Origin of the sequence: Bradyrhizobium sp. CCBAU 45394, assembly GCF_028128655.1 — a bacterium.
GTDB lineage: Bacteria > Pseudomonadota > Alphaproteobacteria > Rhizobiales > Xanthobacteraceae > Bradyrhizobium > Bradyrhizobium diazoefficiens.
In genome coordinates, this window is the sequence record NZ_LBIX01000177.1 from 664,713 (window position 1) to 682,250 (window position 17,538).

Here is a 17,538-nt window from a genome sequence, read left to right on the forward strand (position 1 = left end):
GGCTTACCCCTTCGCCGGACGGAAGACGGGAAGGGTGATCTTGTCGTCGAGCTCCTGGAAGGCGACCTCGAGCTTCATGTCGAGTTCGAGCGCTTCCGGGGTCTGCGGGCAGTCGATGATGTTGCTCATCATCCGCGGTCCCTCGGCAAGCTCCACCACGGCGATCGCATAAGGCGGCGTGAAGCCGGGCGCGGCGGGACGGTGGTTGATCACGTAGCTGTAGAGGAAACCCTTGCCGCTCGCCTTGAAGATGCTGACCTTGCGCGAGGCGCAGGACGGGCAGAACGGGCGCGGCGGGAAGTAGACATGCGCGCAGGCGTCGCAGCGCTGCAGGCGCAGTTCGCCCACTTTCGTGCCGTCCCAGAAATGCTGGGTCTCCGGCGTCGGTTTCGGTCGCGCGCGCTGCGGTTCGGCCATGTCGGCGGGTCCTCCCGGGCGGCAGGCCTTTGTGCCTGCCTGCTTCGACCTTGATGCGACAATCGACCATGGCGCGTCAACGGTCCAGCAATGCGCATGCATGCCATCATGCGCACAATGCTTGTGTCGAACTGAAGCAGCGCTATAGATTGCGCGCGCAAATATTCCGTGAGACAGACATGCCCGATTTTCCGACACTGGCGAAGCTCGCCGACGACCTCGAAAGCGGCCGCACCACCTCCCGCAAGCTGGTCGAGGCCTGTCTCGCCAGGATCGCCGACCCCGCCGGCGAGGGCCAGCGCACCTTCATCCACGTCGACAAGGACGCCGCGCTCGCGGCGGCGGATGCGATGGACGCCTTGCGCAAGGTCAAGGCCGCACCGTCGCGCTATGCCGGCATCCCGATCTCGATCAAGGACCTCTTCGACATCAAGGGCCAGGTGACGCGCGCCGGCTCCCGCGCGCTCGACGATTCCCCGGCGGCCGAGCACGACGCCGCGACGGTCGAGCGGCTGCGCAAGGCCGGCTTCGTCCTGATCGGTCGCACCAACATGACCGAGTTCGCCTATTCCGGCATCGGCATCAATCCGCACTACGGCACGCCGAAAGGCGCCTGGAACCGGGCCGAGGGCCACGTGCCAGGCGGCTCGTCCTCGGGTGCTGCGGTCTCCGTGCTCGACGGCATGGCGCATGGCGCGCTCGGCACCGACACCGGCGGCTCCTGCCGGATTCCGGCGGCCTTCAACGGCATCGTCGGCTACAAGCCGACGCAGCGTCGCGTGCCGCTCGACGGCGCCGTGCCGCTGTCGTTCTCGCTCGACAGCATCGGGCCGCTGGCGCGATCGGTCAGCTGCTGTGCCATACTCGACGCCGTGCTCGCGAACGAGCCGGTCGTCGCGCTGAGGCCGCGCCCGGTGAAGGGCATGCGGCTGGCGGTGCCGACCACGATCGCGCTCGACGACCTCGACAAGGCTGTGGCCGAGACGTTCGAGCGCGCGCTGAAAACGCTGGCCGATCACGGCGCCATCATCGATCGCATCGAGATGGCCGAATTCCACGATATCGGCCCGATGAACGCCAAGGGCGGCTTTGCCGCGTCCGAGAGCTACGCCTGGCACCGCTATCTCATCACGACCAAGGGGGACGTCTATGATCCCCGCGTATCCGTGCGCATCATGCGCGGCGAGGCGCAGAGCGCGGCGGATTACATCGATCTTCTCAACGAGCGCCGCTCGCTGATCGCCCGCGTCAATGCGCACATCGCCCCCTATGACGCCCTGGTGCTGCCGACCACCGCCAACACCCCGCCGAAGATCGCCGACCTTGCCGACGACAAGGCGTTCACCACCCAGAACCTGCGCGCGCTGCGCAACTGCACCCTGATCAACATGATCGACGGCTGCGCCATCTCGCTGCCCGCACATCGCGAGGGCGACGTTCCCGTCGGCCTGATGCTGGCGGGTGCGGGCGGATCGGACCGCCGTATCTTTGAACTTGCTGCCGGCATGGAGGCCGTAATTCGTGTTTGACCTGACTTTCACCGTCGATGCCCAGGACGCCACCACGCCGCTGACGCTGGCGATCGACCAGATGGTCATCGCCGGCTGGACCGGCCGCGATCCCGTCGCGCGCGACAAGCACATCGCCGAGCTGCAAGAGATGGGCATCGCCCCGCCGGCCTCGACCCCGATCTACTACCGCGCCTCGGCGCGGAGGCTGACCATGGAAGACCGCATCGAGTGCTGCGGCGGCGACTCGTCCGGCGAGGTCGAGTTCGTGCTGATCGGCTGGCAGGGCCGCATCTTCGTCGGCTGCGGCTCCGATCACACCGACCGCAAGGTCGAGGCCTACAACGTCACAGTCTCCAAGCAGATGTGCGACAAGCCGATTGCGTCAGTGCTGTGGGAGCTCGAGGAGGTCATCGGCCACTGGGACAGGATGATTTTGCGTTCCTACGCCACGATCAAGGGCGAGCGCGTGCTCTACCAGGAGGGCACGCTCGACGCGATGCTCCCCGTCGCCGATCTGATCGCGCGCGGCTTCGACGGCACCAGGTTCCCCGACGGCTGCGCCATGTTCGGCGGCACGTTTGCGGCCAAAGGTGGCATCCGCCCCGCCGACCGGTTCGACTTCGAGCTGGAAGACCCCGTGCTGAAGCGGACGATCAGGCATGGGTACGACGTGGTGACGTTGCCGGTGAGGGGCTGAAGGCTCTCCACCGTCATTGCGAGGAGCCCTTGCGACGAAGCAATCCAGACTGGTTCCCCGGTGGGATTCTGGATTGCTTCGCTGTGCTCGCAATGACGGGGAGGCAGTCGGAAATCGGGTGGTTACGGTCGTCAGGACTTGCGACACGACCTCCGTCATTCCGGGGCGCGACGACGTCGCGAGCCCGGAATCCATTCATCCGCAGTCTCTGCGGCTTGATGGATTCTGGGCTCGCACCCAAGAGGGCGCGCCCCGGAATGACGGATGTGGATAGGATGAGCCATGGGCGTCGCCAAACGTATTGCCGCAACTGAATCCGGAACTGACGTTGCCTCCCAGGTCGATGCCCTCGACTGGCCCCGGATCACCGGAGAACTCGATACCCAGGGCTGCGCCGTCCTCAAGGGCCTGCTCAGCCCCGACCAATGCCGCGCCATCGCCGCGCTCTATCTCGATGACGCGCACTTCCGCAGCCGCATCGTCATGGGCCGCCACGGCTTTGGCCGCGGCGAGTACAAGTACTTCTCCTATCCGCTGCCTGATCTCATCGCGCAGCTGCGCCCGGCGCTCTATGCGCACCTGCAAGGCGTCGCCAATCGCTGGAACGAAGCGATGGGGATCGACATTCGCTACCCCGCCGCGCACGCGGCGTTCCTGAAGCGTTGCCACGAGGCGGGGCAGGCGCGGCCGACGCCGCTGCTGCTGCAATACGAGGCGGGCGACTACAACTGCCTGCACCAGGACCTCTATGGCGAGCACGTGTTCCCGCTCCAGGTCGCGATCCTGCTCTCCGAGCCCGGACGCGACTTCACCGGCGGCGAGTTCGTGCTGACCGAGCAGCGCCCGCGCATGCAGTCCCGCGCCGAGGTGGTCCCGCTGGCGCAGGGCGATGCGGTCGCCTTCGCTGTGCATCACCGCCCGGTGCAGGGGACACGCGGCACTTATCGGGTTAACCTCCGCCATGGCGTCAGCCGTATCAGGTCCGGCCAACGCCATACGCTGGGTGTGATCTTTCATGATGCCAAATGAGCGCAGGCGTTGACGTCGGATTTGTTTGATAGCATTGCCGAGGCGCAGCCCTCGCGCGAGGAGATCGCCGACGGCGCCGTCTTGCTGCGCGGCTTCGTCAGGCCGATCGAGAGTGAGCTGATTGCCGCCGTGCGCGCCATCGTGGCGCAATCGCCATTCCGGCGGATGACCACGCCCGGCGGCTATCAGATGTCGGTGGCGATGACCAATTGCGGTGAGCGCGGCTGGATCACCGATCACACCGGCTATCGCTACGACCCGATCGATCCGCGAACCGGCGCGCCGTGGCCGGCGATGCCGCCGGTGTTTCGCGATCTGGCGCGCCGTGCTGCGGAGCAGGGCGGTTTCACGGGCTTTGCGCCCGATGCCTGCCTCGTCAATCGCTACGAGCCGGGCACGCGGCTGTCGCTGCATCAGGACAAGGACGAGCTGGATTTCGCCGCCCCGATCGTCTCGGTCTCGCTCGGACTGCCCGCGACCTTCCTGTTCGGCGGCATGGCGCGCAGCGACAAGCCGCGCCGTTTCCGGCTCGTCCATGGCGACGTCGCGGTCTGGGGCGGGGCTAGCCGGCTCGCCTATCACGGCGTGGCGCCGCTCGCCGACGGCGAGCACGCGCTGCTCGGACGGCAGCGCATCAATCTGACCTTCCGCAAGGTGCTCTGAAGCATTTCCTTAGGGCCAGTCTGTCGTCTAAGCTTCGGCGAGGGGGAGGCGGCGACATGACCACTGCGCAGGTCTCGACTGGCGCGAGCGCAAACGCGGCTCGCACGGGACTTTATCTCGCCGTGCTGCAATTGGTGTTCACGCTGGGCTGGACGACCTACGTCGTCTATCTGCCAAGGCTCGCGGCGGATGTCGGCCTCGCGCCGGCGGTCGTGATTTTCATCCTGATGCTGGACCAGGCCATCTTCACCATCGCCGATACCGCGATGGGGATTGCGGCCGACAGGATCGCGCCCGTCGTCGGGCGGCTCGGCCTGTTCGTCGGCGTGCTGGCGGCGATCTCCTGCGCGGCCTTCGTCGCGCTGCCTTTCGTGGCCGGGATCGGCGCGGGTGCGCAGGTAGGGTTGATCGCGCTGATCGTGGTCTGGTCGGTCACGTCGTCGGCCCTGCGCGCGCCGCCGCTGACCTTGCTCGGCAAGTACCGCGCCAGGCCGCAGGTGCCGTTTCTCGCGGCGCTGGCCATGCTGGGCTATGGCCTCGCCGGCGCCGTCTCGCCCTATCTCGGCGTGATGCTGCGCGAGCACGACGCGCGGCTGCCCTTCGTGATCTCCGGCGCGGTGCTGCTGCTGACGGCGCTCGGGCTGTCGCGGATCGAGTACGATTTGGCGCGCGACACCTCGCCGCCGACGCCGGCCGAGGCGGCCAAGCCGCTGGGCCTGGTGCCGATCGCCTTCATCGTCGCGATGGTGGCGCTCGCGCTCGGCTATCAGTTGCACTTCGCCATGAACAGCGCGCCGTTCTATCTGCGGTTCGCCAAGCCGGACGAGCTGCAGTGGCTGATGCCGGTGTTCTGGATCGGCTTCAACATCGCGATGTTTCCGGCGAGCCTCATCGTCAAGCACCGCGGCGGCCTGATCGTGATGGGCGCCGCCGGATTGCTTGGAGCGGTCGCGATCGCGGCAGCGGAGCTTGCCGGCAGCCTCAACACGCTGATCGCCGCGCAGTTTCTCGCCGGCGCGGCCTGGGGCTGCATGCTGATGAGCGCGATCTCGGCCGCGCTGGCGATCGGCTCGACCGGTGCGGAGGGGAAGGTCACCGGCCTCGTGTTCTCGGCGCTGGCGCTCGGCACCTTCGCGCGGATGGCGGCGGTCGCCGGCGGCTTGCAGAAAATGCCCGAGTACGCGCCGCTGCTGCACTGGGCCCCGGTCGCCTGCTGGTCGGTCGCAGGCGCGGGCCTGTTGGTGATCGCGGCGGCGCGACTTCAGGGCGCGCCCGGCCTCAAGGCTTCGGCGGGTGGATGAACGCCCACGGGCTGACTTCGGAGTCCCGCGTCACCTCGACCGAGATCAGATACGGCCCGCCGTGGCTAAGCGCCTTCTCCATCGCCGCCTTGAACTGGTCCGGCGCGGTGACGCGCGCCGCCGCCACGCCAAAGGATTCGGCGAGCTTGACGAAATCCGGGTTGACGAGGTCGGACGCCACCACGCGGCCGTCGAAGCGCTCGCGCTGGTCGCGGCGGACATTGCCGTAGGCGTTGTTGTTGAACACCAGCGTCACCACGCCGATGTTGAACTGCACGGCGGTGGCAAGTTCCTGCACGCCGAACATGAAGCCGCCGTCGCCGGTGATCGCCACCACCGGCTTGTCCGGGTTCGCCACCTTGGCGCCGAGCGCGGTCGGAAAGCCGGAGCCGAGCGTGCCCTGATAGCCTGACGTGATGAAGGTGCGCGGCTCGTAGATCGGGAAGCCGTACCAGGAGGCGAAGCCGACTTGCGACAATTCATCGGTGACGATCGCGTTCGCCGGCAGCACCTCGCGCAGGATGTTGAGATACGCCATCTGCGGCTGGATGCGCTGAATTTCCTGCTGCGCCGCTGCGGTGACCTCGCGGATCGCGCCGCGGCGGCCGGTGGTCTTGCTGTAGCCCGCCTTGCTGACGGCGGCGGCGAGATCGGCGGTCGCCGCCTTGGCATCGGCGACGATGGCGGTGTCCGAGATGAAGCGCCGCATCTCGACCGGATCGATGTCGATGCGGATGCTCTTCAACCCGTCGGGGCGGTAGGGCCAGCGCGACATGGTCGGCAGCTCCAGCCGCGAGCCGATGCCGATCATGAGGTCGGTGTTCGGCCACAGCTTGTAGGCGGCGGCCATGGTGAGGCCGAGCTCGTGCGCATTGGAGACGATGCCGCGGCCGCTGCGGAACGCGACCACGGGCGCGTCGATCATCTCGGCGAGCTCGAGGATCTCCTCGCCTGCGTCGATCGCGCCGCTGCCGACGAAGATCATCGGCGCTTTGCTCGCCTTGATCAGCGCGGCCGCCTGCTTGATCATATCGGGGTCGGGAAGCGGTGCGGGCAGGGGCTCCAGCACCTGCGCCGCAGCCGTGTCCGCGCGCTGGGTGAAGATATCCCAGGGCATTTCAACCGAGGCGGGCCCGCGCCGTCCCGATGCCATCTCCTGGAAGGCGCGCGCCACGGTGGTTGGCGCGTTGCCGGGCGCTTCGATCCGGTCGGCCCATTTCACATAGGTGCGCAGGGTCGCGAGTTGGTCCGGCATTTCGTGCAGATGGCCGCGGCCTTTGCCCAAAAACTGCGTTGGCACCTGGCCGGTGACGCATAGCACCGGCTCGTTGCAGCCGTATGCGGTGAGCAGCGCCGCGCTGGCGTTGAGCACGCCGGGGCCGGGCACCACGCTGAACACGCCGGGCCTGCCGCTGGAGCGCGCATAACCGAACGCCATGTAGCCGCAGGCCTGCTCGTGCCGCGCGCCGATCACCTTGAGCTGCGCCTGGTGGAAGGCGTCGAACAGGCCATAGATTTGCGCGCCGGGCAGGCCGAACACGGTATCGACGCCATGGGCAACAAGGCCACTTACGATCGCTTCGCCGCCGGTGAGGGTGGTCATTCTGCTATTCCATTTCAATCGTTGGTCAGGCTTCGTCGACGACGCCGTTCCGCAGGCGCCCGATGCCCTCGGCTTCGATCTCGATCACATCGCCGGGCTTCAGGTATCGCGGCGGATCGAACCGCGCACCGGCGCCGGTCGGAGTGCCCGTGACGATGACATCGCCGGGAACGAGCGTTGCGAAGGTCGAGATATAGCTGATGAGATAGCGGAACGGAAACATCAGCCGGCTGGTACGGTCGTCCTGCCGCAGCTCGCCGTTGACATGTGTGGTGAGCCTGATGTCGGCGATCTGCGATTCCCGCATGTAAGGCACCAGCCACGGGCCGAGGCTGCCGCTGGAATCGAAATTCTTGCCCTGCGTGACGTTGAACTTGGCGTGGCGCAGCCAGTCGCGCACCGAGCCTTCGTTGCAGAGCGTGAGGGCGGCGATGTGGTCGAGCGCGGTGCTTTCCGGAATGTGCCGGCCGGCCTTGCCGATGACGAGCACGATCTCGCCTTCATAGTCGAGCTGCGCGGAGGCGCGCGGACGGACCAGCGGCGTATCATGGCCCACGAACGAGCGGGGCGAGCGCATGAACATGCTCGGATATTTCGGCGCGTCCTGGCCGTCCTTGTACTCGGCATTGCGGTCGGGATAGTTGACGCCGATGCAGATGATCTTTTCCGGCGCAGGCACCGGCGGCAGCCAGGTGATCTCGCCGAGCGCGTGAACCGGCGTGCGGCCCGCGGCTTCCTCAGCAAGGCTGACGAGCTTTCCGGCGGCGATCACCTCGCGCAGCGTCGGATAATCCTTGGCGTAGCGCGCGGAGAGATCGACGATGCCGCCCTCGAGGACGGCGCCGTACCTGGGTTCACCCTTGACGGAATAGGTGGCGAGGCGAGGGAGCTTCATCGCTTAATCCGCCACCAGCACATCGGCGACGAATTTCGGCTCGCGCACGGTCTGGCCCGTGAAGGGTGAGCCTTGCTCGAACCAGGAGCGCGGGGCAGGTGCGCCCCACAACGTCTGGCGGCGCGGATCGCGCAGCGACCAGCGCAGCGGCTCGTGGTCATGATCCCCGGTGAAATAGTCGCTGGTGTAGAGCTCGAGGCGGTGTCCATCAGGATCGCGGACGTAGAGGAAGAACGCGTTCGAGATGCCGTGGCGTCCGGGGCCGCGCTCGATATTCTTGACGAAGCCCGAGGAGGCCATGACATCGCAGAGATGGATGATGTTCATCGCCGTCGGCGTCCAATAGGCGAAGTGATGCAGCCGCGGGCCCTTGCCGTTGGTGATGGCGAAGTCGTGGACATTGCCCTTGCGATGCATCCAGGCGGCGGCGATGCGCCCGTTCGGCCCGTCTTCTTCCGCGTACTCGGTGAGGCGGAAGCCAAGCCGCGCATAGAAGTCCACGGTGTCCTGCACCTCGGCGGCGAAGACGTTGAAATGGTCGAGCCGCTGCGGGTGGCAGCCCCGGTAGAGGTCGTAGCGGCGCAGCAGATGCGGCCGCTTGTCCATCGCAGCATAGAGCTCGATCTGGAAGCCGAAGGGATCGGTGAATTGCAGCGTGCGGCCCTGGAAGGGCTGGTCGGTGAAGGCGTAGGCGAGGCTGTTCTCGGAGAGGAACGCGGCGGCCTTGTCGAGGTCTTTGTCGTTGCCGACCTTGAAGCCGAGCCGGGCGCAGGCGGGAGCAGCCGCCTTGCGCAGCACCAGCGAGTGATGCTGATGCTCCTCGGCGGCGCGCAAATACACCACCTTGTCGTCGGCGTCCTCGACATGCAGGCCGACGGTGGTCTCGTAGAACGCGCGGCTGAGCTTCAGATCGGTCACGTCGAGCACGACGTGGCTCGAACGGATGATGTTGAAGGGCGGCTCGAAGATATGTTGCGGTACCGGCATTGGCGTTTCCCCTCGGTCCTGTCATTGCGGGGCGGCTCGCAGAGCCGAACCCGGAATCCATCGCGCAGCAGAGTTGGTGGATGAATGGATTCCGGGCTCGCTTCGCGCCCCGGAATGACCGTTTCCCTAAATTCCCAGTTTCTGAATCTTGTGCGTGCCCCGCGCCAGCGAGACGTGCTTGGTTTCCATGTAGAAGTCGAACGAGTAGTCGCCGCCGTCGCGGCCGATGCCCGAGGCCTTCATGCCGCCGAACGGCGTCGGCAGATGGCGGACGTTTTCCGAGTTCAGCCAGATCATGCCGGCCTCCAGCGCGTCGGCGACGCGCAATGCGCGGCCGACGTCGTTGGTCCAGACATAGCCGGTCAGGCCATAGCGGATGTCGTTGGCGATCTCGATCGCGTCTTTCTCGTCCTTGAAGGGCAGCACGGTGAGGAAGGGGCCGAACACCTCTTCCTGCGCGACGCGCATCTTGCCATGCGCGCCAGTGACCAGCGTCGGCTCGACATAATGTCCGCCGCCGGGTCCGTCATAGGCCTTGCCGCCGACCGCAATGGTCGCGCCGTCCTGGCGCGCGACGTCGAAATAAGAACAGACCTTTGCGAGGTGCCGCTCGTGGATCAGCGGTCCGATCTCGGTTGAGGGGTCGAGGGGATGGCCGACCTTCAGCGCCTTCACGCGCGCGGTCAGCTTCTCCACGAATTTCTCCGCAATGCTGGCCTGGATCAGCAGCCGGCTCGACGAGGTGCAGCGCTCGCCATTGAGCGAGTAGATCATGAACACGACGGCGTCGAGCGCGCGGTCGAGATCGGCATCGTCGAACACGATCACCGGGTTCTTGCCGCCGAGCTCGAAATGCACGCGCTTCAAGGTCGGTGCACCCTGAACCATGATTGCCGAGCCCGTCGCGCTCTCGCCGACGAAGCCGATCGCCTTGATGGCGGGATGCTCGGTCAGCGCCTTGCCGGCCTCTTCACCGAAGCCGTGCACGGTGTTGAGCACGCCGTCGGGGACGCCGGCTTCCTTGACAAGTCTTGCGAGAATGGCGGCCGTCACCGGCGACCACTCCGCCGGCTTGTGCACGACGGTGCAGCCGGCGGCCAGGGCAGGCGCAATCTTCCAGGTCGAGAGCATGAACGGCGTGTTCCACGGCGTGATCACGCCGACCGGGCCGATCGGCACGCGGGTCGAGACGTTCCAGTGCTCATCGCTCGGCGTGTTCTGGCCGTCGCGGGCTTCCGCGCATTTGTCGGCGAAGAAGCGAAAATTCTCAGCGGCGCGGATCGCGGCCTTGGCCATGAAGCGATAGGCCTGCCCAGTGTCGATGCATTCCAGCACGGCGATGTCGTCGGCATTGTCCTCGATGGCATCAGCCACGCGATGCAGCAGCTTCTTCCGCATCGCGGGCCCCATCTCGCGCCACGACTTGAAGGCGAGCGCTGCGGCGGTTGCCGCGCGATCGATATCCTCGGCATTGCCGCGCGCAACGCTCGCGAGCACAGCGCCATCGACCGGCGACTTGGTCTCGAAGGTCTCGCCTGAAATCGAGGGGACGATCTTGCCGTCGATCATGTGGCCGATGCCGTCGGCGCGCAGCGTCTTCAAGAGCGGCGCGACGCGGTCGCGGTTGGCCTGGAACACATCGGCTTTCGGCGTGGGCTTATCCATGGGTGGCCTCCACTTTCAGGGCGTCGTGGATGTTGTTGCGCTTCCAGCTGGTGTCCTTGTCGTTGATCTGCATGTCGAACGAGAGGGCGAACTTGCTGGCGTCGAAGACGGGATCGAGATGCCGCGAGAGGGCCTGGAAGACGTGCTCGCCGGCTGTCTTGCGGGTGGGGAGGTCGCGGCCCTCACCGATGCGCAGCACCATGTCGAGAAAGCCGTAGTCCTGCCTGCTATCCGCGATCGCATAATGCTCACACCTGACAGCGCGGACGCGGATGCCCCCGAGCGGGAAGATGCCGGTCTCCACCGCCGCCTTGCGCACCACTTCGCAGACCGCGCCGATGTCGAGGCGGCCATCGAGATTGGCCGAATACTCGATCGTGAAATGCGGCATGGCGGTTTCACTCCCTGTCTTTTTTGTTCGCCTAGGCGAAGTAGCAGCTCACCGAGCCGTAGGCGCCATAATCGGCCTGAATTGTGTCGCCCTTGCGGGTCTCGATCGGACGGATAAAGGAGCCGGCGAGCACGACCTGGCCGGGCTCCAGCGCAAGGCCGAGCGGCGCGATCTTGTTGGCAAGCCAAGCCACGGCGGTGGCGGGATGATTGAGCACGCCGGCGGCAAGGCCGGTCTCTTCCAACTGGCCGTTCTTGAAACACAGCGCGCCGATCCAGCGCAGATCGGCCTCCAGCGGGCGGATCGGCCGGCCGCCGAGCACGATGCCGGCATTCGCCGCATTGTCGGCGATGGTGTCGAAGATTTTTCGCGTGGCCTTGGTCTTGGGGTCGACGCGTTCGATCCGCGTGTCCAGAATCTCCAGTGCCGGCACCACGAAGTCGGTGGCGTTGAGCACGTCGAACATCGTGCAGTCGGGGCCGGCGAGGCGCTTGCTCATGACGAAGGCGAGCTCGGCCTCGACGCGCGTCGCGATGAAGCGCTCGGTCGGGACCAGGCCGCCGTCGGCGAAGAACATGTCGTCGAGCAGCACGCCGGAATCCGGCTCGTCGATGTTGAGCGCACTCTGCATCGCCTTCGAGGTCAGGCCGATCTTGTGGCCCTTGACGAGGCGCCCCTCGGCGATCTTGACGTCGACCCAGGCCTTCTGAATCGCGTAGGCGTCAGCGATGGTGATGCCAGGGAAATCCTGCGAGAGCTGCCGGATCTGCGTGCGGGTCTTCTCCGCCTGGTGCAGACGTCTCGCGCAAGCTTGGATATCGTCGTTGGAAAGCGCCATCTGTGATCTGACAAATCGTGGTGCGGGGAGATACTTAACATGTTAAGTGAATGCGTCAAACAGAATCTGACCTTGCTGCACTGCAAACATTTTGCGGCTTGAAAGGGCGTCATGACGAAGAGACCGGCTGATCCCGCCAAAGCTAGCGCGCCTGCCGCACGGCAGGTTCCGATGCGCGATTTCTCGCGCTCGCTGCCGATGTCGCTCTTGCGCGCGCGAGAGGCGGTGATGCGGCAGTTTCGTCCCTCGCTGCGTGAGCACGGTTTGACCGAGCAGCAATGGCGCATCCTGCGTGCGCTGGCGGCCATCGACGCCGCAGAGGTCACGGAACTCGCGCGCACGGCGTTTCTGCTCGGGCCGAGCCTGTCACGCATCCTGCGCGATCTCGAGGCGCGCAACCTGATCGAGCGCAAGACCGCGAAGGCGGACCAGCGCCGCAGCATGGTCTCGATCTCGAAGGAGGGCGTGAAGCTGATGGCCTCCGTCGCGCCGACGTCGGAGGCGATCTACGCCGAGATCACCAGCCGCTTCGGCGCCCGCAAGCTCGCCGAATTGCAGGAGATGCTCGGCGAACTCGAACAGAGTCTTGCGGGGCTCGGCGCCGGCAACGAGGCAAGTGCCGAGGAGTGAGGGCCGGGGGCGCGCTGACCGGAACCGGGGCCACCTCCTGCGGCCGGCGCTTTGCCGACCGCATGCTGGCCTTCCCTGTCGATCCCCAAGGTGGTCGATACCTCCCATGTGTTCGATGCAGAGGTCTTGCGCCATGTCGACTTCAAGCCGGTAGCAGGGCTCGATCAGGTGCTGATTCCCGGCGATCCCGGGCGGAAAACCCGCATCCAGCGCACCCAAAACGGCATCCCCTTGCCGGATGACACCCGGGCGGCGATAGTGAATACCGCCCGCGAGGTCGGCGTCAGCGAAGGCAGCATCCAGAGGGCGACTGCATAGGTCTTGCGTCATTGCGAGCGTAGCGCGGCGCTCCGGTTCGCGCTAACAGCGGGGCCGTGCTGTCGCGGCGCTCGTCATGGTGACGACGGCCCAAACAACAAAGAAGGAAGGCAACGTGGCGAACAAGGTCAAGGAAATCTGGAAGTCGGGCAAGGCCGTGGTCAACGCATGGCTCGCGATTCCCTCCGGCTTCTCGGCCGAGATGATCGCGCAATGCGGCTTCGACAGCGTCACGGTCGACATGCAGCACGGCGTGCAGGACTATCTGTCGATGGTGCAGTGCTTCCAGGCCATGGACAAGCATCCGGTGACCCCGATGGTCCGCGTGCCCTGGAACGAGCCCGGCATCATCGGCAAGGTGCTCGACGGCGGCGCCTATGGCGTGATCTGCCCGATGGTCAACACGCCGCAGGAGGCCAGGAACCTCGTTTCCTATTCGAAATATCCGCCGCAGGGCGTCCGCTCCAACGGCCCGATCCGCGCCGGCATGTACGGCACCGCGGGCTCCTACCAGAAGACGGCGAACGCCGACACCATTCTGCTGCCGATGATGGAGACCAAAACCGCGGTCGAGAACATGGAGGCGATCCTCGACGTCGAGGGCATCGACGGCGTCTATATCGGCCCGTCCGATCTCGGCTTCTCCTACGGTCTCGAGCCGAAGCTTGACCGCAGCGAGCCGGAGATCCTCGCGATCTACGAGAAGATCATCAAGGAGTGCGGCAAGCGCGGCCTCAACCCCGGCATCCATTGCAGCGGCGCCGAAGGCGCGGCGCGCGCCATCAACATGGGCTTCAAGCTGGTGACGCTGTCGAACGAGGTCGGCCTGATGACCACCTATGCCAAGATGCAGGTGAATGCGACCCGCAAGGATTCCGGCGGTAAGGCCTGATCTCTCGTGTCCCGGACGCGATGCGGCGCCTAGCGCCGCTTCGCAGAGCCGGGACCCAGAAGCAAGTGAAGTACATGACGTAACAACTGGGCCCCGGATCTGCAGCGCACCGCTTCGCGCTGCGCAGCGTCCGGGGCACGATACTTTGAAGACCTAAGGAGACCTCTCATGACCATCAGCCCCGCCATCCGCCTGCATCCCGATGATGGTGTGCTGATCGCGCGCGCGAGCCTGCCGCCGGGAACAGCGGTGGCCGACGGCGTGACGACGGTCGAGCGCATTCCCTCCGGCCACAAGGTCGCGATCAAGCCGATCGCCGTGGGCGAGCCGATCAGGCGCTACGGCCAGATCATCGGCTTTGCCACGGTGCCGATCGCGCCCGGCCAGCACGTGCACACCCAGAATTGCGGCATGGGCGATTTCGCCAAGGACTATGCCTATTGCGCCGACGTCAAGCCGACGCCGAACTTCGACCTGCCGGCGACCTTCGAAGGCATCCGCCGCCCGGACGGCCGCGTCGCCACGCGCAACTATATCGGCATCCTCACTTCGGTGAATTGCAGCGCGCATGTCGCGAGCCTCGTCGCCGACGTCTTCAAGAAGAACCCCTTCAGCGGCGACAACCCGCTGGCCGATTTCCCCAACGTCGACGGCGTGGTCGCGCTGACGCACAAGACCGGCTGCGGCATGACGCAGAACGAGCCGCTGGCGCTGCTCCGCCGCACGCTCGGCGGCTACGCGCGCCACGTCAATTTCTCCCACGTCATCGTGCTCGGCCTCGGCTGCGAGGTGAACCAGATCGGCGGCCTCATGGAGGAGCAGAAGCTCGCCGGCCGCCTGCGCGCGATGGACATCCAGGAGGTCGGCGGCACCCGCAAGACGGTGGAGGCGGGCATCGCCTTTGTGCGCGAGGCGCTCGCCGACGCCAACAAGGTGAAGCGCGAAACGGTGCCGGCAAGCGAGCTCACCGTCGCCCTGCAATGCGGCGGCTCCGACGGCTATTCCGGAGTATCGGCCAACCCGGCGCTCGGCGCCGCCAGCGATCTCATCGTGGGCCACGGCGGCACCGTGATCCTGTCGGAGACGCCGGAGACCTACGGCGCCGAGCACCTGCTCACCCGCCGCGCCGTCAGCCGCGAGGTCGGCGAGAAGCTGGTCGATCTCATGCGCTGGTGGGACGCCTACACCGAGCGCGAAGGCGCCGAGATGAACGCCAATCCGAGCCCCGGCAACAAGGCCGGCGGCCTCACCACCATTCTGGAAAAGTCGCTCGGCGCGATGGCCAAGGCCGGCACCACCAACCTCGTCGAGGTGCTGCGCTACGCCGAGCCCATCACCAAGAAGGGTTTCGTGTTCATGGACACGCCCGGCTACGATCCCGTCGCGGCGACCGGGCAGGTCGCCGGCGGCGCCAATCTGGTCTGCTTCACCACCGGCCGCGGCAGCGTGTTCGGCTGCAAGCCGGCGCCGTCGATCAAGCTCGCCACCAACACGCCCATGTACAAGCGCATGGAAGAGGACATGGACGTCAATTGCGGCACCATCCTCGAGGGCGAGGAGAGCGTCGAGCAATGCGGCCAGCGCATCTTCGAGCTCATCCTCAAGACGGCCTCGGGACAGCCGACCAAGAGCGAGAGCTTCGATTTCGGCGGCGCCGAGTTCGCGCCCTGGGTGCTGGGCGCGACGATGTAGCGGTGCTGATGCACCTCGCTGCAGGACGCGGACACCTAAGTAGTCATACGTAGGTGTCATATGACCGCAGGAGCTCCTGCGGTCACTCGGGATTAACATTTCGCACCGTAATCGTGAGGTGATGCGGGCGACTCCTTCGAGGGCGCTGCCCTTCGTGAGGATTCGTCAACGATGACGCGTGCGATACGGCCGACTGGCGTGGAAAATCTCCTCGGTGAGGAGGAGCTGATCGTATCGAAGACCGACCTCAAGGGCCGCATCACCTACGCCAACGACATTTTCATCCGCATGGCGAAATACAGCTATGCCGAGCTGATGGGCGCCCCCCATAGCCTGATCCGCCACCCCGACATGCCGCGCTGCGTCTTCAAGCTGCTCTGGGACACGCTTCAGTCCAAGCAGGAGATCTTCGCCTACGTCGTCAATCTGGCGAAGGACGGCAGTCATTACTGGGTGTTCGCCCACGTCACGCCGACGTTCGACGAACGCGGCAATATCGTCGGCTATCACTCCAACCGTCGCAAACCGGATCCGGCGCAGGTCGAGCGCATCAAGCCGATCTACAAGACGCTGTGCGCGGAAGAAGCGCGGCATGCCAATGCCAAGGACGGCATGCATGCGAGCTTCGATGCGATGGTCGGCCTGCTCAAGCAACAAGGTGTCGGTTACGATGAATTTGTGCTCTCTCTCTAAGGCGCAGGGAGCGACCGCGCTCGCGTGTATCCTCGCCGTCGTTGCCTTCGGACTCTCGCTTCTCGGTGTGACTGGAATCATCAGTGCGGCGCTGTCAGGCGCGACGGTCGCGCTGCTCGGCTATGCCGTCTGGTGCCAGCGTCGCACGGCGGTGGCCGTCGATGAGGTCGCGGATGTGTGCCGCAAGGCGGCGCGCGGCGATCTCGAGGCGCGCATCCTGAGCGACCGTCAGGCCGGGCGGATCGGCGCTATCCAGAAGTCGGTCAACGACATGCTCGACATCACTGACGCCTATCTGCGTGAAGCCTCGGCGTCGATGGAGTATGCCAGCCGCGGCAAGTATTTCCGCAAGATCCTGGCGCGCGGATTGCCCGGCTCGTTCCGCCGTTCGGCCGCCGTCATCAATTCCGGCACCGACAGTCTCGGCCGCAGGGTCGTCGAGATCGCGGACCTCGCACAGCAGTTCGGCACGCATCTCGACCAGGTGGCCGGCACCCTCATGGGTGCCGCGACCGATCTCGAATCCGACGCCGGCCAGATGGCGGCGGCGGCCGAGAAGACCAGCCGGCAGACCTCCGGCGTGCTCAGCGCGTCCGATCATGCCTCGCGCAACGTCGCCACCGTCGCCAGCGCAGCCGAACAGCTTGCGTCCTCGATTGCCGAGATCGGCCGTCAGGTGACCGGCTCGACCGCGAGCACCGGACGCGCCGTGAACGAAGCCAATCGCGCCGGCAGCGAGATCCGCACGCTTGCGGATGCGGCGATGCGGATCGGCGACGTCGTCAAGCTGATCAGCGAGATCGCCGAGCAGACCAACCTCCTGGCGCTCAACGCCACGATCGAGGCGGCGCGTGCGGGCGAGGCCGGTCGCGGCTTCGCAGTGGTGGCCTCCGAGGTCAAGAGCCTCGCCAACCAGACCGCGAAGGCGACCGAGGAGATCAGCGCCAAGGTCGGCGAGATGCAGCAATCGACGACCAATTCGGTCGCAGCGGTCGAGGCGATCGCGCAGACCATCGCCGAGATCGACGGGATCACCGCTTCGATCGCGACCGCGATCGAGCAGCAAGGTCTTGCCACCCGCGAGATCGCCCACAACGTCCAGGAGGCGTCGGCCGGCACCTCCCAGGTCTCCTCCAACGTGACCGGCATCAGCGAGGCCGCCGCCGACACGGGGCGGGTTGCAAGCCGCGTCAACAGCGCCTCCGAACGCGTCCATGGCGAGGTCGAGACGCTCAAGCGCGAGGTCACGCAGTTCCTGCAGCGGCTGACCTCGGCGGCGTAGCGTCACCCTACAAGAGGTCGTCATGCCCGGGCTT

Annotated in this window: 18 protein-coding genes; 11 read left to right on the forward strand and 7 right to left on the reverse strand. The window is 66.1% G+C overall.

All coding sequences use genetic code 11. The features are described from left to right. Positions 1–3 precede the first annotated feature (3 nt). The gene (locus tag WN73_RS43845) at positions 4–417 is read right to left on the reverse strand and encodes a Zn-ribbon domain-containing OB-fold protein (RefSeq protein ID WP_271558424.1); all 414 of its coding nucleotides are present in this window, start codon (positions 415–417) and stop codon (positions 4–6) included. A gap of 179 nt (positions 418–596) precedes the next feature. Between WN73_RS43845 and WN73_RS43850 the strand changes: the two genes are divergently transcribed. The 5 genes from WN73_RS43850 to WN73_RS43870 all read left to right on the forward strand — a co-directional run bounded on the left by WN73_RS43850 (position 597) and on the right by WN73_RS43870 (position 5,618). Further along, a complete protein-coding gene (locus WN73_RS43850; protein ID WP_161535827.1) occupies positions 597–1,946 on the forward strand; it encodes an amidase in 1,350 nt (449 codons plus the stop codon). After that, a complete protein-coding gene (locus tag WN73_RS43855) occupies positions 1,939–2,625 on the forward strand; it encodes a DUF2848 domain-containing protein (protein ID WP_060911117.1) in 687 nt (228 codons plus the stop codon). The genes WN73_RS43850 and WN73_RS43855 overlap by 8 nt, the downstream gene beginning before the upstream one ends. 282 nt (positions 2,626–2,907) lie before the next feature. Next, positions 2,908–3,654, forward strand: a complete 747-nt coding sequence (locus WN73_RS43860; RefSeq protein ID WP_271558425.1) for a 2OG-Fe(II) oxygenase — start codon at positions 2,908–2,910, stop codon at positions 3,652–3,654. Between the two features lie 9 nt (positions 3,655–3,663). Beyond that, positions 3,664–4,317, forward strand: a complete 654-nt coding sequence (gene alkB / locus WN73_RS43865) for a DNA oxidative demethylase AlkB (protein ID WP_271558426.1) — start codon at positions 3,664–3,666, stop codon at positions 4,315–4,317. A 56-nt stretch (positions 4,318–4,373) separates the two neighbouring features. Continuing rightward, the gene (locus WN73_RS43870; RefSeq protein ID WP_271558427.1) at positions 4,374–5,618 is read left to right on the forward strand and encodes an MFS transporter; all 1,245 of its coding nucleotides are present in this window, start codon (positions 4,374–4,376) and stop codon (positions 5,616–5,618) included. On the opposite strand, the gene WN73_RS43875 is transcribed toward WN73_RS43870, so the two are convergent. From WN73_RS43875 to hpaH, 6 genes are all read right to left on the reverse strand, one after another. Then, positions 5,596–7,221, reverse strand: a complete 1,626-nt coding sequence (locus WN73_RS43875) for a thiamine pyrophosphate-dependent enzyme (protein ID WP_011085749.1) — start codon at positions 7,219–7,221, stop codon at positions 5,596–5,598. The two genes, WN73_RS43870 and WN73_RS43875, sit on opposite strands and share 23 nt — an antisense overlap. 25 nt (positions 7,222–7,246) lie before the next feature. After that, positions 7,247–8,116, reverse strand: coding sequence for a fumarylacetoacetate hydrolase family protein (locus WN73_RS43880; protein ID WP_060911122.1), 870 nt, complete (start codon positions 8,114–8,116; stop codon positions 7,247–7,249). A gap of 3 nt (positions 8,117–8,119) precedes the next feature. Continuing rightward, positions 8,120–9,103, reverse strand: a complete 984-nt coding sequence (hpaD, locus tag WN73_RS43885) for a 3,4-dihydroxyphenylacetate 2,3-dioxygenase (RefSeq protein ID WP_271558428.1) — start codon at positions 9,101–9,103, stop codon at positions 8,120–8,122. Between the two features lie 126 nt (positions 9,104–9,229). Further along, positions 9,230–10,768 carry a 5-carboxymethyl-2-hydroxymuconate semialdehyde dehydrogenase gene (gene hpaE, locus WN73_RS43890; RefSeq protein ID WP_271558429.1) on the reverse strand — a complete coding sequence of 513 codons (1,539 nt, stop codon included), beginning with the start codon at positions 10,766–10,768 and terminating at the stop codon, positions 9,230–9,232. Beyond that, entirely contained in the window at positions 10,761–11,159 is a 399-nt protein-coding gene (locus WN73_RS43895; protein ID WP_271558430.1) for a 5-carboxymethyl-2-hydroxymuconate Delta-isomerase, read from the reverse strand. The genes hpaE and WN73_RS43895 overlap by 8 nt, the downstream gene beginning before the upstream one ends. 31 nt (positions 11,160–11,190) lie before the next feature. Next, on the reverse strand, positions 11,191–11,997 hold the full coding sequence (gene hpaH, locus WN73_RS43900; RefSeq protein ID WP_028172351.1) for a 2-oxo-hept-4-ene-1,7-dioate hydratase: 807 nt from the start codon (positions 11,995–11,997) through the stop codon (positions 11,191–11,193). A 111-nt stretch (positions 11,998–12,108) separates the two neighbouring features. On the opposite strand from hpaH, the gene hpaR reads away from it, so the two are divergent. From hpaR to WN73_RS43930, 6 genes are all read left to right on the forward strand, one after another. After that, a complete protein-coding gene (gene hpaR / locus WN73_RS43905) occupies positions 12,109–12,627 on the forward strand; it encodes a homoprotocatechuate degradation operon regulator HpaR (protein ID WP_028172350.1) in 519 nt (172 codons plus the stop codon). A gap of 90 nt (positions 12,628–12,717) precedes the next feature. Next, the gene (locus WN73_RS43910) at positions 12,718–12,945 is read left to right on the forward strand and encodes a hypothetical protein (protein WP_028172349.1); all 228 of its coding nucleotides are present in this window, start codon (positions 12,718–12,720) and stop codon (positions 12,943–12,945) included. A gap of 115 nt (positions 12,946–13,060) precedes the next feature. Continuing rightward, entirely contained in the window at positions 13,061–13,837 is a 777-nt protein-coding gene (locus WN73_RS43915; RefSeq protein ID WP_008549964.1) for an HpcH/HpaI aldolase family protein, read from the forward strand. Between the two features lie 168 nt (positions 13,838–14,005). Beyond that, the gene (locus WN73_RS43920; RefSeq protein ID WP_271558431.1) at positions 14,006–15,529 is read left to right on the forward strand and encodes a UxaA family hydrolase; all 1,524 of its coding nucleotides are present in this window, start codon (positions 14,006–14,008) and stop codon (positions 15,527–15,529) included. Between the two features lie 171 nt (positions 15,530–15,700). Continuing rightward, on the forward strand, positions 15,701–16,222 hold the full coding sequence (locus WN73_RS43925; RefSeq protein ID WP_011085759.1) for a PAS domain-containing protein: 522 nt from the start codon (positions 15,701–15,703) through the stop codon (positions 16,220–16,222). Next, a complete protein-coding gene (locus WN73_RS43930; RefSeq protein WP_028172347.1) occupies positions 16,200–17,504 on the forward strand; it encodes a methyl-accepting chemotaxis protein in 1,305 nt (434 codons plus the stop codon). The genes WN73_RS43925 and WN73_RS43930 overlap by 23 nt, the downstream gene beginning before the upstream one ends. Positions 17,505–17,538: the final 34 nt, after the last annotated feature.

What these genes read in the sequence shown, in the direction of transcription:
- WN73_RS43850 (WP_161535827.1), top strand. Translation starts at nt 597, where the DNA reads ATGCCCGATTTTCCGACACTGGCGAAGCTCGCCGACGACCTCGAAAGC.
- WN73_RS43930 (WP_028172347.1), top strand. Translation starts at nt 16,200, where the DNA reads ATGAATTTGTGCTCTCTCTCTAAGGCGCAGGGAGCGACCGCGCTCGCG.
- hpaD (WP_271558428.1), bottom strand. Translation starts at nt 9,103, where the DNA reads ATGCCGGTACCGCAACATATCTTCGAGCCGCCCTTCAACATCATCCGT.
- WN73_RS43870 (WP_271558427.1), top strand. Translation starts at nt 4,374, where the DNA reads ATGACCACTGCGCAGGTCTCGACTGGCGCGAGCGCAAACGCGGCTCGC.
- WN73_RS43920 (WP_271558431.1), top strand. Translation starts at nt 14,006, where the DNA reads ATGACCATCAGCCCCGCCATCCGCCTGCATCCCGATGATGGTGTGCTG.
- WN73_RS43875 (WP_011085749.1), bottom strand. Translation starts at nt 7,221, where the DNA reads ATGACCACCCTCACCGGCGGCGAAGCGATCGTAAGTGGCCTTGTTGCC.
- WN73_RS43925 (WP_011085759.1), top strand. Translation starts at nt 15,701, where the DNA reads ATGACGCGTGCGATACGGCCGACTGGCGTGGAAAATCTCCTCGGTGAG.
- WN73_RS43860 (WP_271558425.1), top strand. Translation starts at nt 2,908, where the DNA reads ATGGGCGTCGCCAAACGTATTGCCGCAACTGAATCCGGAACTGACGTT.
- WN73_RS43880 (WP_060911122.1), bottom strand. Translation starts at nt 8,116, where the DNA reads ATGAAGCTCCCTCGCCTCGCCACCTATTCCGTCAAGGGTGAACCCAGG.
- hpaE (WP_271558429.1), bottom strand. Translation starts at nt 10,768, where the DNA reads ATGGATAAGCCCACGCCGAAAGCCGATGTGTTCCAGGCCAACCGCGAC.
- WN73_RS43845 (WP_271558424.1), bottom strand. Translation starts at nt 417, where the DNA reads ATGGCCGAACCGCAGCGCGCGCGACCGAAACCGACGCCGGAGACCCAG.
- WN73_RS43895 (WP_271558430.1), bottom strand. Translation starts at nt 11,159, where the DNA reads ATGCCGCATTTCACGATCGAGTATTCGGCCAATCTCGATGGCCGCCTC.
- hpaH (WP_028172351.1), bottom strand. Translation starts at nt 11,997, where the DNA reads ATGGCGCTTTCCAACGACGATATCCAAGCTTGCGCGAGACGTCTGCAC.
- hpaR (WP_028172350.1), top strand. Translation starts at nt 12,109, where the DNA reads ATGACGAAGAGACCGGCTGATCCCGCCAAAGCTAGCGCGCCTGCCGCA.